Annotated in this window: 15 protein-coding genes; 6 read left to right on the forward strand and 9 right to left on the reverse strand. The window is 72.7% G+C overall.

Annotation, left to right across the window (positions count from 1 at the left end; all coding sequences use genetic code 11):
- Window positions 1-52: 52 nt before the first annotated feature.
- Complete coding sequence (locus AB0H75_RS42705; RefSeq protein ID WP_367806311.1) at window positions 53-2542, forward strand: PASTA domain-containing protein; 2490 nt, start codon at window positions 53-55, stop codon at window positions 2540-2542.
- Between the two features lie 129 nt (window positions 2543-2671).
- Here the strand turns inward: AB0H75_RS42705 and AB0H75_RS42710 are convergent, their stop codons facing one another.
- Window positions 2672-3106, reverse strand: a complete 435-nt coding sequence (locus AB0H75_RS42710) for an Rrf2 family transcriptional regulator (RefSeq protein ID WP_367806313.1) — start codon at window positions 3104-3106, stop codon at window positions 2672-2674.
- 130 nt (window positions 3107-3236) lie between these two features.
- Here AB0H75_RS42710 and AB0H75_RS42715 point away from each other — a divergent pair, with 130 nt between their 5' ends.
- The 3 genes from AB0H75_RS42715 (at window position 3237) to AB0H75_RS42725 (ending at window position 5610) form a co-directional block, all read left to right on the forward strand.
- Window positions 3237-3986 (forward strand): SDR family NAD(P)-dependent oxidoreductase, encoded by a 750-nt coding sequence (locus tag AB0H75_RS42715; RefSeq protein WP_367806315.1) that lies wholly within the window; start codon window positions 3237-3239, stop codon window positions 3984-3986.
- Window positions 3987-4043: 57 nt separating this feature from the next.
- Window positions 4044-4565 (forward strand): NUDIX hydrolase, encoded by a 522-nt coding sequence (locus AB0H75_RS42720; RefSeq protein ID WP_367806317.1) that lies wholly within the window; start codon window positions 4044-4046, stop codon window positions 4563-4565.
- 73 nt (window positions 4566-4638) lie between these two features.
- Window positions 4639-5610: a fructosamine kinase family protein gene (locus tag AB0H75_RS42725; protein ID WP_367806319.1), complete on the forward strand. Its 972-nt coding sequence runs from the start codon at window positions 4639-4641 to the stop codon at window positions 5608-5610.
- A 630-nt stretch (window positions 5611-6240) separates the two neighbouring features.
- Here the strand turns inward: AB0H75_RS42725 and AB0H75_RS42730 are convergent.
- The 4 genes from AB0H75_RS42730 to AB0H75_RS42745 form a co-directional block, all read right to left on the reverse strand.
- Window positions 6241-6393 (reverse strand): hypothetical protein, encoded by a 153-nt coding sequence (locus AB0H75_RS42730; RefSeq protein WP_367806321.1) that lies wholly within the window; start codon window positions 6391-6393, stop codon window positions 6241-6243.
- A 153-nt stretch (window positions 6394-6546) separates the two neighbouring features.
- Window positions 6547-7527 carry an NADPH:quinone reductase gene (locus AB0H75_RS42735; protein WP_367806323.1) on the reverse strand — a complete coding sequence of 327 codons (981 nt, stop codon included), beginning with the start codon at window positions 7525-7527 and terminating at the stop codon, window positions 6547-6549.
- The gene (locus tag AB0H75_RS42740; protein ID WP_367806325.1) at window positions 7524-8684 is read right to left on the reverse strand and encodes an alpha/beta fold hydrolase; all 1161 of its coding nucleotides are present in this window, start codon (window positions 8682-8684) and stop codon (window positions 7524-7526) included. Before AB0H75_RS42740 ends, AB0H75_RS42735 begins: the two co-directional genes overlap by 4 nt.
- Before the next feature lie 75 nt (window positions 8685-8759).
- Complete coding sequence (locus tag AB0H75_RS42745) at window positions 8760-9653, reverse strand: LysR family transcriptional regulator (RefSeq protein WP_367806327.1); 894 nt, start codon at window positions 9651-9653, stop codon at window positions 8760-8762.
- Window positions 9654-9751: 98 nt separating this feature from the next.
- Between AB0H75_RS42745 and AB0H75_RS42750 the strand changes: the two genes are divergently transcribed.
- Window positions 9752-10216, forward strand: a complete 465-nt coding sequence (locus AB0H75_RS42750) for a S26 family signal peptidase (protein WP_367806329.1) — start codon at window positions 9752-9754, stop codon at window positions 10214-10216.
- On the opposite strand, the gene AB0H75_RS42755 is transcribed toward AB0H75_RS42750, so the two are convergent.
- Genes AB0H75_RS42755 through AB0H75_RS42770 form a run of 4 tightly spaced genes read right to left on the reverse strand, consistent with a single transcriptional unit; the run spans window position 10135 to window position 13291 of the window.
- Window positions 10135-11991: an ABC transporter ATP-binding protein gene (locus tag AB0H75_RS42755; protein ID WP_367806331.1), complete on the reverse strand. Its 1857-nt coding sequence runs from the start codon at window positions 11989-11991 to the stop codon at window positions 10135-10137. The genes AB0H75_RS42750 and AB0H75_RS42755 overlap by 82 nt on opposite strands.
- Window positions 11992-11996: 5 nt before the next feature.
- A complete protein-coding gene (locus tag AB0H75_RS42760; RefSeq protein WP_367806333.1) occupies window positions 11997-12533 on the reverse strand; it encodes a redoxin domain-containing protein in 537 nt (178 codons plus the stop codon).
- A gap of 45 nt (window positions 12534-12578) precedes the next feature.
- Window positions 12579-13130, reverse strand: a complete 552-nt coding sequence (locus AB0H75_RS42765; protein ID WP_367806335.1) for a MauE/DoxX family redox-associated membrane protein — start codon at window positions 13128-13130, stop codon at window positions 12579-12581.
- A gap of 20 nt (window positions 13131-13150) precedes the next feature.
- Entirely contained in the window at window positions 13151-13291 is a 141-nt protein-coding gene (locus tag AB0H75_RS42770; RefSeq protein WP_367806337.1) for a hypothetical protein, read from the reverse strand.
- Window positions 13292-13508: 217 nt separating this feature from the next.
- Between AB0H75_RS42770 and AB0H75_RS42775 the strand changes: the two genes are divergently transcribed.
- Window positions 13509-14435 (forward strand): LuxR C-terminal-related transcriptional regulator, encoded by a 927-nt coding sequence (locus tag AB0H75_RS42775; RefSeq protein ID WP_367806339.1) that lies wholly within the window; start codon window positions 13509-13511, stop codon window positions 14433-14435.
- Window positions 14436-14438 lie beyond the last annotated feature (3 nt).

Raw genomic sequence — 14438 nt, forward strand, 5'->3', positions numbered from 1 at the left:
GCGAATGGCCCTATTCTCGAACCTCCCCCAGCTCCCCCGCAGGAGGATGTTCATGTCCGGCTCCCCCCAGCCGCCCTCGCCGGTCCGGCGCATCTCAGCGGAGCGGCTGCGCCGGTTCTCCACCGGCACCGCGCTCAACCGCGCCCTGCTCGGCGTCGTCGTCGTGGCGCTGATCGTGGGGGTGGGCTTCGGCACCGGCTACACGACGTCCAAGGCCGCCTTCGGCAGCGGCACCACCTTCCTGGCCAAGGGCGACATCGCGGCGCGGCTGAACGCCGTGAGCAACCAGGTGGACGCCCGCAGCGCCGAGAAACTGGCGAAGGGCGATGAGAAGCTGGAGGTCGTCCAGGTACGGCCGGACTCGCTCTGGGTCATCAACCACGACACGGGGACGGTGACGCCGCTGTCCACTGACACGCTGGAGGCCGGCGACCCGATCCAGAAGGGCGCCGCCTCCAAGGGCCGGCTCAAGCTCGTGGCGGGCGGCGGGCAGACGTACCTGCTGGACTCGGGCACCGGCACGCTGGAGAAGCTGGACGGGTCAAGGGGCAGGCCGGGCCCCGTCCAGGTGCCGCCGGTGACGGACGCGGTGGCCGACTCCAACGGCACGGTCTGGGCGTACACCGCGAAGACCGACGAACTCCTGCACATCATCGACGGCGTGCTGAAAGACCGGCAGTTGGTGGGCAGCGCCGGAGCGCCCGTCACCCTCACCATGGCGTCCAACCTGCCGGTCCTCTACTCCCGCGACACCGGCAAGGCCGCCATGTACGACGCGGACGGCCTGCGCCGGACCCTGGAACTGGGCGCGGCCGACGGCCTGGTCTCCCAGCCGAGCACGACCTCCAGCGTGGTCGCCGTCGTGGTGCCGGAGAGCGGAGCGGTCGTCACCGGCGACTTCCAGAGCCGCCGGGTGACCAGCGTGAGCCTGAACGGCCGCGCCCGCGACGACTTCGACCGGCCCGTGGTCCACCAGGGCAAGGTGTACGTCCCGGACCACACCAAGCGGCACGTGGTGATCGTCGAGCCGGCCGGCGGCAAGGTCAAGGCCGAGCCCGTGCCGAAGGGGCCCGGCAGGTTCCAGATCACCACTCATGACGACCGGGTGTGGGTCAACGACCAGAGGAGCCCGATCACGCTGTCGTTCGACTCGAAGGGCAGACGTTCCGAGATCGACGCGGGCGACGCCGAGGGAGCCGAGGACAAGCCGCTGCCGACCCCGACCCCGACGCCCACCCCGACGCAGGCCGTGCCGCCGCCCGCGACCACCAGGACCGAGCGGCCGCAGGTCCCGCAGGCGAAGGTCGTCGTGCCGTCGCCGGCCCCGAAGCCGCGCAAGGTCACCGTGCCCGCGCTGACCGGCATGCAGTACGAGAAGGCGTGTGCGCTGATCGAGCCGGAGCTGCGGTGCGTCAAGCTGCCGAGGCAGGAGGGCGCGGCGGAGACGGGCGTCGTCCTGGAGAGCTCGCCCCGGGCGGGTGCCCGGGTGACGCAGGGCAGCGCGGTCAAGGTCTACTATCGCGGGCCGCTGGCCGTACCCGACGTCAAGGGCATTCCCGCCGACAAGGCGTGCGAGTCGCTCGAAGAGACCCGGCTACGGTGCGTCAGGCAGCCCTCGACCGCGCCGGCGGCGGCGAAGGACGGGGTCAACGTGGTGCAGTCGCAAAGCCCCGCCCCGGGGTCGCCCGCCGGCACCGGCGCCGAGGTGACCATCGTGTTCCCCGACAAGGTGAAGGTCGGGACGTACACCGGACTGCCGGTCGCGCAGGCCTGCGCGGCCCTGGAGCAAGCCGGGCTGGTGTGCAAGCGGCAGGAGACGGGCCCGGGCGTGCCTACCGAGGTGGTTCAGTCGCAGAATCCCGCGCCGGGGACGGGCCTAGCGCTGGGCACCGAGGTGACCGTCGCCTACCTGGGCCTGCCCGTGGTGCCGGACGTGATGAACAAGACGCCCGAGGAGGCCTGCGCCGCGATCAAGGCCGCTGCCCTGGACTGCGCGCCGAACCCCGGAGCGGCGAGCCTCGACCTCAACAAGGTGCTGGGCCAGAACCCCGCCGCCGGCGCCCGCCACCCCGCGGGCACCGCCGTGAGCATCGTGTACGCCGGCACCGCGCCGGTACCGCTCAACCGCTTCAAGGCCCCCGCCCCCAAGCGGGGCAACTACCTGTCGCCGGGCGGCGGCGGACCGGCCGGGTTCAGCCAGCAGTCCACGATCGGGAGGGTGTACCCGCCCGAGGCGGCGGGCAAGGTCGAGGGCCTCCAGGTCATCAACCGGTACCGTTGCGCGAACGCCTGCGGCGAGGAGGGCCACTACTACTTCTCGGCCAACACCTCAGGACCGCCGGGGTACGTCGCGGAGGGCCCCGCGTTCTCCTGCTTCGCGAACCCCGTACCCGGCACCGTGGTGCTGCGCGCGCTGTTCAACCCGAAGGCCGTCGCCTGGGCGTGGGCTCCCGAGGGGAGCGCCGAGTACGCCACGTTCACCGGGAGCGGTTTCGGGTCCGGCTACGACTTCCCGGTCTGTCACGTGTGGCAGCGGCCCTGAGGCGGTCACGGGGCGGCGGGCTTCCAAGGGGGGCGCGCGGTCCCGGCCCCTGCCTTCTGGTACGTCTGCCGGCCCGCCTCAAGAAGCCCCCTCGATCACTGACCCCGAAGGACTCACGGGCAGGGCCGCTCAGCGAGGTGCCGCGAGGACATCCCCGAGCACGTCCTCCAGCGTGACGCGGGCCAGCTCGCTCCGGAGGGTCTTCTCGATGCCGTCGTAGACGCGCCGCATCGCCGGCTGGATGCCGTGCCCCACCACGCATCCCGGGTCCGGGGCCGCGCGGTGCAACGCGAACAGCGGGCCGGTCTCCACCGCCTCGTACACGTCGAGCAGCGTCATCGCCTCCAGGTCGCGCGCCAGCGTCCAGCCCGCGCCCACCCCGCGCCGGGACTCCACGAGCCCCGCCCTGCGCAGGTCGCCGAGCAGCCGCCGGATCACCACGGGATTGGTGTTCACGCTGGACGCGATCTGCTCGGAGGTGGCGACCTCGTGGCCCTGGCGCTGGTAGAGGCCGATCCAGGCCAGCGCGTGGGCGGCGATGGTCAACCTGCTGTTGGCGCTCATGATGTCGTCCCTCCCGGTCGCAACTCCCGATGTTACGACATGCCGTCGTAACAGGTATGGTTGCGACAGAAGAGTCGTAACCATTAGCGTTACGACAGTCCGAGACGACCAACCAGTTGGGACGAGAACGATGAACAAGCCACTGACAGGCAAGGTCGCCCTGGTCACCGGCGGATCCCGCGGCCTGGGAGCCGCGACCGTACGGCTGCTCGCCGACCAGGGCGCCGACGTCGCCTTCACCTACGTCAGCTCCGACCAGCAGGCCCAGGCCATCGCCGACGAGGTACAGGCCAAGGGCGCCAAGGTCGCCGCGTTCAAGTCCGACCAGGCGGACACGAGCCAGGCACCGGCCCTGATCGACAACGTGATCGCCCACTTCGGCGCCCTGGACATCCTCGTCAACAACGCCGCGATCTCGGTGAGCGGCACGGTGGACGACCCGGATGCCGACACCGCCGCCCTGGACCGCATGCACGCCACCAACTACCTGGGAGTGATCGCCATCATCAGGGCCGCTTCCCAGGTGCTGCGCGAGGGCGGCCGCATCATCACCGTCAGCTCCGGGCTGGGCACCCGAGTCGGCGTCCCAGGCGTGGCCGACTACGCGGCGACCAAAGCGGGGATCGAACGGTACACCATGGGCGTCGCCCGCGACCTCGGCTCCCGAGGCATCACCGCCAACGTCGTGGAAGCCGGGCTGATGGAAGGCGGCATGGACGCACCGGACCCCGAAACCCTCAAGGCCCTGCTCAGCTCGCTGTCCCTGCAGCGCATGGGACACCCCGACGAGATCGCCGCGGCGATCGCCTTCCTGGCCGGCCCCGCCGCGTCGTACGTCACGGGCGCCAAGCTGGACGCCCACGGCGGCTACAACGCCTGACCCGCGGCCCGCCCGCTCACCCCCCGAAAAGTCAGTGGCCGGCCATAGCCTGGCGCGATGATCCGTGAGCCGTGGGAACAGCGCTCGTTGGAGGCCACCGCCTTCGATGCCGAGTACGCAATGCTGGAGTTCGATCAGGCCCGTTCCTGGCTGCGCTCGGCGCTGGACGGACCGATGGAGCCGTTGGGGGCCGAGGTCTGGGTGCTGGATCCCGCGCTGGAGCAGATCCTGCTGGTCCAGCATCCCTGGCGCGGCCTGGTGCCACCTGGCGGCAAGGTCGAACCGGGCGAGAGCCCGCGCCAGGGCGCTGCGCGAGAGCTGGCCGAGGAGAGCGGGTTACGCCCGCACCTGCTGGCACGGCCCGCCGCGGTGGCGGTGCGATCTTTCCACCCCGGCCTGCCGGTGACGCTGTCGTTGTCCTATGCCGCGATCGCCGATCCGGCCCAGCCGCTGACCCCGGAAGCCGGGCAACCGGCCCTGTGGCATCGGCTGGACGAGGATTGGGGCGGCTTCTTCCCGCAGGATCCCCACCGGGTCCGGCAGTATGTGAAGGCCTTGAGGAGCGGCGCGGCAGGCTGAGCGGGCGGCCGTTCACGAGGGCGACCGTCGGCCGGCCGCTGGTGCCACATCACAAACCAGGCAAGATGACCTCATGCCCACCGCGCGGGAGCCATCGACGTCCTTCTTGCTGGAGCGCCTGCACGCGGCCGGCCTGACCGATGTCACCGCAGTCGAGCCGGCCGCCGGAGGTCTCGCCGCGACCGCAGGCCTCGCCCGCCGCGGTGACGGCACGTCAGTGTTCGTGAAGGCGTTCGACGAGCCCCCATCGGACGACGTCTTCGCCACAGAGGCCGAAGGGCTCACCGCGCTACGCGAGGCAGGCGGCATCGCCACACCCGACGTCATCCTCGCGGACCGCGATCTGCTCGTACTGTCCATCCTGCACCCGCGCCCGGCGACCGAGGCTTTCTGGGAGCAGTTCGCTCACGCACTCGCCCACCTGCACACCACCACGCAATACCCCCGCTTCGGATGGCACCAGGACAATTGGCTAGGCCGTCGCCGGCAGACCAACACCTGGACCGACGACGGACACGAGTTCTTCGCCGAGCACCGCCTGCTGCGCTGGCTCAGCGAGCCCCGCGTCCAGGAGGCGCTCGACCCCGCGGACCGAGCAGCACTCGAACGGCTCTGCAACCGGCTGCCCGAGCTCCTGCCGGCCAGGCCCGCCTGCCTGACACACGGCGACCTGTGGGCGCAGAACGTCCTGGCCACCCCCGACGGACGCTCCGCGCTCATCGACCCGGCCGTGTCGTACACCTGGGCCGAGGTCGACCTGGCCCACCTATGGACGACAGCACCGCCACCCGAGGCCCACGCCTTCTTCGCCCTGTACGCCGAACTGACCGGCCTCGACCACGGCTGGCGCGACCGCATGCCCATCCTCCAACTACGCCAGCACCTGGCAGTCATCGCCCAATTCACCCCCGACTGGGGCGCTGCCGACACGGTCCGCGCCACACTCACCCCGTTCCGGCACCGCCCCAAAGACCAGCCGAGCAGACACCACGCCCCACCCGCCCCGAACCCAACCCCCGAAGAACCCCCGGACCCGCCCCCGTGATCAACCTTCGATCCACGAGATCCACAGCGGAGAGCCCGCCCGGCAAATGATCGTGTGCCACGACGGCAGGACGAAGAGCCCGTTGTGAATCACATCGCACCAGGTCCCCAGGGCGGTCTCAGCTCGTCGGGAACTCTGACGCTCCCGCTGCTGACCTGGGCGGCCGTGCCGGTGGCGGTCGCAGGCGCGGGGCAGGCTTCGCGGCGAGGCCGAGCCGGCTGGCCGTACCTGCCGTTCTGATGCGCGGTTGCTCGGGGCCGGGGTCGATCCGCCGCGTCCGTCAGATGACCCGGCTGCGTTTCCTGCCCACCGCGTCGGCGCCGGCCTTCGGAGTCGTCCTCGTTCCGGGCCTGCTCGCGGTGGGTTCGGCTCTCGTCGATCTCGTCCGCCTGGTCGGCGCGGCCCGGCGGCTTCTCGCGCGACCGGTCGTACGGCGATGGCACGAGCGGGTGATGAAGGGTTCACCGGCATCTGTACGGACCTCTCGCCGGGACGCTTGCAGGTGCCTGCAGCGCCTCGGCGTGACGGGCCGGCGGGGCACCGCGGTGGCCGGTGGCTCTCCCGCACCGCGAGCACGTAGCCCTCGGCCGTCGGCGGGCGGAGCGTCATGTTCCCGCCCGGCCGGCGGGTTCAGTTGGCGTGGCCGTCCACGGGGACCAGGGCGGTCGAAAGGCCCTCCCATTGGGAGAACCGGGCCGCGACCGACCGGCCTACCGGGTCCGTGGTGACACCCGCGCGCCCGTCGGGAGCGGCGAGGAGGACAGGGGCGTTCGCTTGCCGCATGGGGAATTCCTTTCTGCCGGAGAGCTGAAGCGTCCCCGGGCGAACGGGTGGAAGGCCCGCTCATCCGCGCATCGGCGCCGCCACGCTCGACGAGCACCGGCGCACTGGCGAGAACCGGCCTGGTGGTGCCGGCTCACCACACCGTCATGGCGGTCACGGGAGGAGGAGGACCTTGCCAGGGGCGTGGCCGGACTCGACGTCGCGGTGGGCGTCCGCCGCCGCGGCGAGAGGGTGGCGGGCGGCGACGGGGTGCGTGAGGACGTCGTCCTCCAGCAGGCGGGTGATGTGCTCGGTGGCCGCGCGCAGGGCCGGGGCCGGCATGACGAACACCAGCGTGGTACGGATCGTCGCGCCCTTCCGCATCAGCCGGTAGAACGGCAGCGCCGGCTCCGGCACGGCGTCGGAGGCGTACGTCGCGATGGTGCCGCCGGTGGCGATCACCCGCGAGGTGAACGGCAGGTTGGCGCCGAAGGCCACGTCCACCACCCGGTCCACGCCGCCGGGCACGAGGTCGAGGACAGCCTCGGCGGCCCCGGGCGCGCGGTTGTCGATCACGTGGCAGGCGCCGGCGTCCAGGGCCGAGGCGCGCTGCTCCGGCGTGCGGGCCGTGGCGATCACGGTGGCGCCGCCGTGCGCGGCCAACTGGACGGCGTAGTGGCCGACCGCGCCGGCGGCCCCGGTGACCAGGACCGTCCGGCCGGACACCGGCCCGTCGGCGAACAGGCAGCGGTGGGCCGTCAGGGCCGGCACGCCGAGGCAGGCCCCGGCCTCGAAGGACGTGTGCGCGGGCAGCTCGATGGCCTGGGCTGCGGGCACCACCACGTACTCGGCGGACGTGCCGTACGGGCGGCCGTGGTTGGCGGAGTGCACCCACACCCGACGCCCGATCCACGACGCGGGGACGCGGGGGCCGACGCGGTCGATGACGCCGGCGCCGTCGTCGCCCGGGATCACGCGCGGGTCGCGCATCACCCGGTCCCCCGCTCCCTGGCGCCGCTTGACGTCGGCCGGGTTGATCCCGGCGGCCCGTACGCGGACCCGCACCTCGCCGGCGGCGGGCTCGGGATCGGGCAGCTCCCCCACGGTGAGCACGTCGGCGGCGGGGCCGGTGCGGTCGTACCAGACGGCCTTCATGAGGCGTGCGGGAGGAAGGCGTCGAGGGCGGCGGCGACCAGGTCGGGACGCTCCAGCGACATCATGTGCGGGGTACCGGGCAGCTCCTGGTAGGTGGCGCCGGGGACGCGCCCGGCCAGGGCCTTCATGATCTCCGGCGTGCAGGAGGCGTCGAGCTCGCCGGCCAGCACCAGCGTGGGCGGCTCGAACGCGGCCAGCCGGCCCTGCACGTCCAGGCCCTTGAACGCCCGCCAGGCGGCGGCCCAGTCGGCCGGGTCGGCGCGCAGCACCAGCTCCCGCGCGTAGCGCACGCCGGGGCCGTTGACGGCGAGCGCGGCGGGGGTGAACCACCGGGTGAGCGACGGCACGATCTGGGCCGCCATGCCCTCCTCCTCGGCGGACCTGGCCCGGCCCTCGAACGCCTCGAAGGCGTGATCGGTGGTGCCCAGCAGGGCCAGCGAGGCGAACCGTTCCGGTCCGGCGACGGCGGCCGTCTGCGCGATGCCGCCGCCGTAGGACAGGCCGACCACGTGCGCCTGCTCCAGGCCGAGCGCGTCGAGCACGCCGAACAGGTCGGCGGCGGCGTCCTGCATGCTGAACCGGGCCGGCGCCCCGGCGGCCGAGCCGTGTCCGCGCAGGTCGTAGGCGTACACCCGCCTCGTCCCCGAGAGGCGTTCCATGACGGGCTCCCACATCTGCCGGCTCAGCCCGAGCGCGTGCAGCAGCACGACGGGCGGCCCCGACTCGCCGCGGCGGGCGACGACGGTCTCGTGGTCGGCGAGCCGTACCCGCTGGAGGGCGGCGGGTGCGGGCGTCCCGGACGCGGTCAGCACCTCGTCGATCACGCGCAGCGCGTTGAGCGCCCGCGGCATGCCGGCGTAGAGGGACACGTGCTCGGCGAGGGCGCGCAGCTCGGCGGGCGTCACGCCATTGCGCAGCGCGGCGGCGGTGTGCACGGCGAGCTGCGGCTCCGCGCCGCCGAGCGCCGCGAGCATCGTGACGGTCGCCAGCTCCCTCGCGGTACGGCTCAGCTCGGTACGGGCGATCGGGCCGCCGAAGCCTTCGAGGATGGCGTCGAACAACTCCGGCGACTGCCTGCTCAGCCCGGCCAGGGACTCCTCGGGGGCCGAGCCCATCATGGCCGTGTACTCGCGGCGGCCTCGTTCCTGGCGATCCATGTCGTGATCTCCTTCTCTTTCTGTTGAGACCACCATGCCGCCGTACGAGGCGATAAGTCCAAGACATGATCAGACTTACGGTGATATCCCGGAGTTATCACCGGCCATGAAGCCGATGAACGCGGCCAGCGCGGGCGCGGGACGGCGGCCGGACGGCCAGGCGAGCGTCGGCCGCCAGACGGGCTCGGGATCCAGGGACGCCACGCTGACCGGCGGCCCCGCCGCGACGGCGACCGAACGCGGCATGATCGCGGCGGCCAGGCCGACCGACGCGAGGGCGCGGGCCGTACCGTACTCCCTGCTCTCGAACCGCGCGTGCGCGCCGGCCCCCGCCTCGGCCAGCGCCGTCCGGATGATCTCGTTCACCGCCGAGCCCGGGGCGTACACGACCAGGTCGGCGCCGTCGAGCTCGGCCAGCCGCACCTGCTCCCGCCCCGCGAACGCCCCCTCGGCGGCGCTCACCAGCACCAGCGGCTCATCGCCCAGGGACCGCCAGGCCAGCCGCCGATCGCCGGGCGGGGGCGGGGTCGCCAGCGTGGCGACGTCGAGCCGGCCGGCGTGCAGCGCGGCGGACATCTCCTCGGTGTTCAGCTCGCGCAGCTCCACCTCGACCGCCGGGTACATGCGGCAGAACACGGCCAGCGCCTCCGCCAGCCGCCCCATCAGCCCGCGCGCGGCCCCCAGGCGGATCCGGCCGCGTACCCCGGCGGCCCAGCCCAGCATCTCGTCCTCGACGGAGACGAGGTCGGCGAGGATGCGGTCGGCGTGCTCCAGCAGCGCGGCGCCCGCCGAGGTGAGCGCCACCCGGTGGTTGTCGCGATCGAACAGAGCCAGGCCGAGCTGCCGTTCGAGCTTGCGGATCTGCTGGGAGAGCGCGGGTTGCGCGATGCGCAGCGCCTCGGCCGCCCGGGTGAAGTGCAGCTCTCTGGCGACCGCCTGGAAGTACTCCAGCTGGCGCGAACTGATCATAGGACGATTCTGGCTGATGGCCGCGTCCGAAACGTGCCCAGGCGTCGCGGCGCGTCAGCCCGACTGCGGCTGATCTTGCCACGTCTAGAGTGAGGCCCATGTGGTTCGTGCTCATCGCCGTCGCGGTGCTCATCGCCGTCGTGGTGCTCGGCGTCGTCGCCCGGCGCGGGCTTGTCGTCGTCCGGGTGAGCGGCGTGAGCATGTCGCCGGCCTACCGTCCGGGTGACCGGGTGCTGGTCCGCAGGACCGGGGCGGTGCGGCGCGGCCAGGTGGTGGTCTTCGAGTCGACGCGCCCCTCGGGATGGGGCACGGGCCCGCCGGCGCCGCCCTGGGCGATCAAGCGGGTGACCGCGCTGCCCGGCGACCCCGTGCCGACCGACGTGGCGGAGGCGGTGGCGGCGAGGCCCGGCGAGTGCGTACCCGAGGGCGCGCTCGTGGTCGTGGGGGACGGCACGTCGAGCGCCGACTCGCGGGTGTACGGCTACCTGCCGGCCGATCGCGTGCTCGGCGTGGTCGTGCGGAGGTTGTCCCCCGGCCCCTCCGGGCCTTCAGGAGTCCCGTAGCCGTCGGCCTGCAGGGTGAACAGCCGCGCGTACTCGCCGTCCAGGGCCATGAGCTCGTCGTGCGTGCCGCGTTCGGCGATCCGCCCTTCGCTCAGCACCACGATGAGGTCGGCGGCGCGTACGGTGCCGAGCCGGTGCGAGATGAGCACGCCGGTCCGGTCGCCCCGGTAGGCCCGCAGGCTGGTGTGGACCTCGTGCTCGGCCTGGGCGTCGAGGCCGGAGCTGGGCTCGTCCAGGATGAGCAGGTCCTGCTGTCGCCGCAGGAACGCGCGGGCCAGCGCCAGCCGCTGCCACTGCCCGCCGGACAGGGAGACCCCGGCCTGCTCGTCACGGTCGCCGAAGAGGCGGCTGAGCATGGTGTCGTACCCGCGCGGCAGCCGGGTGACCGTCTCGTGGACGCCCGCCAGGCGGGCCGCGTCGCGGACCCGGTCGCCGTCCGCCGTCAGGTCGCCCAGCAGGATGTTCTCGGCGGCGGTGAGGTCGTAGTCCATGTAGTCCTGGAACACCGCGCCGATGCGTCCGCGCAGGTCGGCCGGGCTCGCTTCGCGCAGGTCCACCCCGTCCCAGGTGATCTGTCCCTTGGACGGGTCGTACATCCGGCACAGCAGCTTGACCAGCGTGCTCTTGCCGGCGCCGTTCACCCCGACGAGGGCCACCGTGCGGCCGGAGGGGATGAACAGGTCCACCCCGCGCAGGATCCAGGGGTGCTCGTCGCTGTAGCGGAACCACACGTCGCGCAGCTCGATGCCGTCGCGCAGCGCGGGCAGCGCGACGGGCTCGCGCGGGACGGGCAGGTCGGGCTCGGCCGCCACCACCTCCGTGTAGTGGCCGAACATCAGCAGCGCGTTGTGCACGTCCGCCCACTGGCTGACGATCGCGGTCAGTGCCGCCTGGACGCCCGCGACGGCCGCGACGAAGACCGTCACCTCGCCCACGCTGAGGGCTCCCGAGGCCGCGCCGAGGACGGCCCACAGCAGCCCGCCGGCCGCCACGGCGCTCCCGAGCAGCGCCATCACGCCCTGGTTGCGCAGGGCGCGGCGGTCGACGTCGCGCTCGGCCCGGTTGACCTCGCGCACCTCGTCGAGCATCCGGGTACGCAGGTGGTCGCCCAGGCCGAACAACCGCACCTCCTTGGCCGCCTCCGGCCGGGTGAGCAGGTCGCCGAAGAACACCTGGCGGCGCATGGCGGGCGTGATGTCCCACATCACCTCGGCGCGCCGCCGGCTGAGCAGGAGCTCGACGCGTGCCGACGGCAGCGCGGCGACGACGATGACGGCGACCATGAACGGGTTCACGGCGGCCAGGCTGACGGCGAAGCCCACGAGCGTGACGAGCGCCTGGCCGATCGCCAGCACGCCGACGACCAGGCGGTCCGGGGCGCTCTGGCTCGACTCGTACGCCAGCCGCAGCGTGTCGTGGAAGCCCGGCGTCTCGAAGCGGCTGAGCCCGGGGTGACGGTTGACCGCCCGGAACAGCCGGTCGTAGATGAGCAGGCGGAGCGACCTGCGCAGTTGCGCCTTGGCGTAGTCGGACACGTGCGGCAGCACGATGACCGCCAGCCCGGCCAGGGCGAGCCCGCCGGCCGCCGGTGCCAGCGCGGCGAGCCCGTCACCCCTGATGAGCGCGTCGAGGACCAGCTTCGTCAGCCAGGCGGTCGCGACCGGCGCCACCCCCGTGAGGACGCCGAGGACGGCCGCGCCGACGGCGGCCGCCGGGTGGGCCTTCCAGGCGAGGGCGGCGGCGACGCGGACCCGGGTGAGGGTGGGGTTCGCCACGGGGGTCAGGCGTTCGCGGGGATCGGGAGTCCGTCCGTGGAGTGCGCCGACGCCGTCACGACGCCCTCGCCGTCCACGAGGTAGAAGCCGGGGAACGGCGGGCGTCCGAAGGCCGCGTACGTCCGGCCGTCGCGCTCCTCGGCGACCACGGTCGCGAGGCCCGCGAGGGCGGTCGTGAACGTCTCCTCCTTCGGCCCGCCGCCCACGACCAGCGCCATGACGCGGTCACGGCCCAGGTGGCGGATCCGCTCGGCGAACTCGGGCAGGTGTTCGTCGCAGGCGGTGCAGTCGGTGGAGAACATGCCGACGACGGTCGCCCCGCCTCCCGCGCCGAACGTGGCGCGGCTGACGGGCGCTCCGGTGGTGTCCGTCGCGGTGAAGTCCGGCAGCCGGGTGCCCGGCGGGGTGAAGGCGGGCGGGGCGGTCACGTGCCGCAGGGCGTTGGCGTGCTCGCGCAGGCGGCGTACCACGGCGAGCAGCAGGAACAGGTTGAGGGCGCTCAGCACGCCGACGAAGACGACGGCGGCCACGAGGAAGGACATCGGCGTCCCTTACGGTCGAGCGGGGCACGGCTTGAACGGGTCGGCTCAGTGCGCCGCGAACAGGTCGGTGAGGTCGTCGGTGAAGATGGCGAGCAGCGCGATCAGGCCGCCGGCGGCGACCGCCAGGACCGCTCCGGCGGGATGCGCGGGCGTGCCCGCGAACGAGGCCGCCAGGCCGGTGCCCGCCACCGCGATCAGGCCGAGGTTGCGTACGAGGTGCCTGCGTCTCAACGGGGCCGACGAGCTGCTGAAACAGTTGCAGGAGGCCCGGCTGCCGGAGCGCAGCGCGTACCGGATGCCCGAGGAGAAGGCCAGCAGCACGGCACCGGCCAGGACCAGCCCGGCCGGTGCCGTGGACTCCGCCGTCAGCAGCACGACGGTGGCCGACTCGACGGCGACCACCGTGACGGGCAGGGCGGCCGGCACCCTGCCCGCCTGGATGAACGCCCGGATGAACGCCTGGACGAACGCGGGGACGAACGCCGGAACCGATCGCCGGAACGCCTCGAACGCGGCCCGCCCGCGCACCTTGCCGACCACCGCCGCCAGGAAGACGATCCCCAGCGCGCAGCGGGCGGCCAGCGTGACGTACTCCATGCCGCTGATCCGCGCAGACTTCAGCGGCAGTAGGTGTGGCCGGCGTAGATGCAGCAGCGGATGCCGGTCGAGGTCCACCAGCAGGGCTCGGCCTCGGCGGTGGTGGTGGGCAGCAACCTGCTGAGCAGCCGATCGCTCATCTTGGTGAGTGCACGGAACACAGGGATCCTCCTCTTGTGCGAGCCGGCGGTGGGGGATGCCGGCAAATGCCGACATACGCGATTTGGGTGATCAGCGCCGCCGACACCTGGACAATAACCACGAATGATCAACTGAAGTAAGCAGCCGGGGCCGACAGCAAGCTGCAGTGCCGTGCAGCTTGCTGTCACTGGCGATCCACCAGCCGCACAGGCCCCTTTCGCTACATCGGGGAGCCCCATGAGCCTCAGCAGTCTCGGACTGACCGCCATCGATGAGAACGTTTACCGCGACCTCCTGAGCGGCCGCGAAACGACAGCGGGCGATCCGGACGGCCTGCGAGCCACCCTGCAGCGGCTCGCGGCGCTCGGCCTCATCCGTTTCGACCCGGCAGGCCGGCCTGTCGCCGTCGAGCCGGAGATCGGCATCAGCCGCCTGATCAGGCGGCGCCTGCTGGAGACGAACGCGGAGCAACGCCGCATCTCGGCGGCCTGGGAGGTGGTGTACCTCCTGAGCGCGCAGCAGCGCGGGCCCGACCGTACGGTCACCATCGAGCAGATCAACGGCGCCGACCGCATCAACGAACGCATCTGGTCCCTCGCGCTCGACGCCCAGGAAGTGCTGGCCATGCAGCCCGAACGCCACCACCCGGGCTCCGACCGGCTCTCCGTCCACCTGCAGCGGCTCGGGGAGGGCGCCCGCCGGCGCACCATCGTCTCCCGCCAGAGCCTGCTCGACCCGGCGCTCATGGAACACTGCGTCACCCTGCACCGCGCCGGCGACCACCACCGGATCATCGACGGCGACGGGCAGCACATGGTGATCGTGGACCGTTCGGTGGTCTTCGTCCCCAGCGAGCCCGAGGGCGGCGACCGGAGCGCCCTGATGATCTCCCAGCCAGGAGTCGTCGCGACGATGACGGACCTGTTCGAGCGCGTGTGGGCCCACGCGCAGGACCTCGAACCCTGCCCCGAGCCCGGCCTGACCATGCGCGAGCGGCGGGTGTTGTACCTGCTGGCCAGCACCCGCAAGGACGAGGTGGCGGCCAGGGAGATGGGCGTGAGCCTGCGGACCTACCGGCGGCACGTGGCCGAGCTGCTCGACCGGCTCGGCGCCGCGAACCGCTTCCAGGGCGCCCTGCTCGCCAAGCAGCAGGGCTGGATCTGAGAC

This window comes from Nonomuraea sp. NPDC050783 (assembly GCF_040802095.1).
In the GTDB taxonomy this organism is placed as follows: Bacteria; Actinomycetota; Actinomycetes; order Streptosporangiales; family Streptosporangiaceae; genus Nonomuraea.

Excerpts from the sequence above, each read along its gene's own strand:
- AB0H75_RS42705 (WP_367806311.1), top strand. The coding sequence starts at position 53 with ATGTCCGGCTCCCCCCAGCCGCCCTCGCCGGTCCGGCGCATCTCAGCG.
- AB0H75_RS42710 (WP_367806313.1), bottom strand. The coding sequence starts at position 3,106 with ATGAGCGCCAACAGCAGGTTGACCATCGCCGCCCACGCGCTGGCCTGG.
- AB0H75_RS42715 (WP_367806315.1), top strand. The coding sequence starts at position 3,237 with ATGAACAAGCCACTGACAGGCAAGGTCGCCCTGGTCACCGGCGGATCC.
- AB0H75_RS42720 (WP_367806317.1), top strand. The coding sequence starts at position 4,044 with ATGATCCGTGAGCCGTGGGAACAGCGCTCGTTGGAGGCCACCGCCTTC.
- AB0H75_RS42725 (WP_367806319.1), top strand. The coding sequence starts at position 4,639 with ATGCCCACCGCGCGGGAGCCATCGACGTCCTTCTTGCTGGAGCGCCTG.
- AB0H75_RS42730 (WP_367806321.1), bottom strand. The coding sequence starts at position 6,393 with ATGCGGCAAGCGAACGCCCCTGTCCTCCTCGCCGCTCCCGACGGGCGC.
- AB0H75_RS42735 (WP_367806323.1), bottom strand. The coding sequence starts at position 7,527 with ATGAAGGCCGTCTGGTACGACCGCACCGGCCCCGCCGCCGACGTGCTC.
- AB0H75_RS42740 (WP_367806325.1), bottom strand. The coding sequence starts at position 8,684 with ATGGATCGCCAGGAACGAGGCCGCCGCGAGTACACGGCCATGATGGGC.
- AB0H75_RS42745 (WP_367806327.1), bottom strand. The coding sequence starts at position 9,653 with ATGATCAGTTCGCGCCAGCTGGAGTACTTCCAGGCGGTCGCCAGAGAG.
- AB0H75_RS42750 (WP_367806329.1), top strand. The coding sequence starts at position 9,752 with ATGTGGTTCGTGCTCATCGCCGTCGCGGTGCTCATCGCCGTCGTGGTG.
- AB0H75_RS42760 (WP_367806333.1), bottom strand. The coding sequence starts at position 12,533 with ATGTCCTTCCTCGTGGCCGCCGTCGTCTTCGTCGGCGTGCTGAGCGCC.
- AB0H75_RS42765 (WP_367806335.1), bottom strand. The coding sequence starts at position 13,130 with ATGGAGTACGTCACGCTGGCCGCCCGCTGCGCGCTGGGGATCGTCTTC.
- AB0H75_RS42775 (WP_367806339.1), top strand. The coding sequence starts at position 13,509 with ATGAGCCTCAGCAGTCTCGGACTGACCGCCATCGATGAGAACGTTTAC.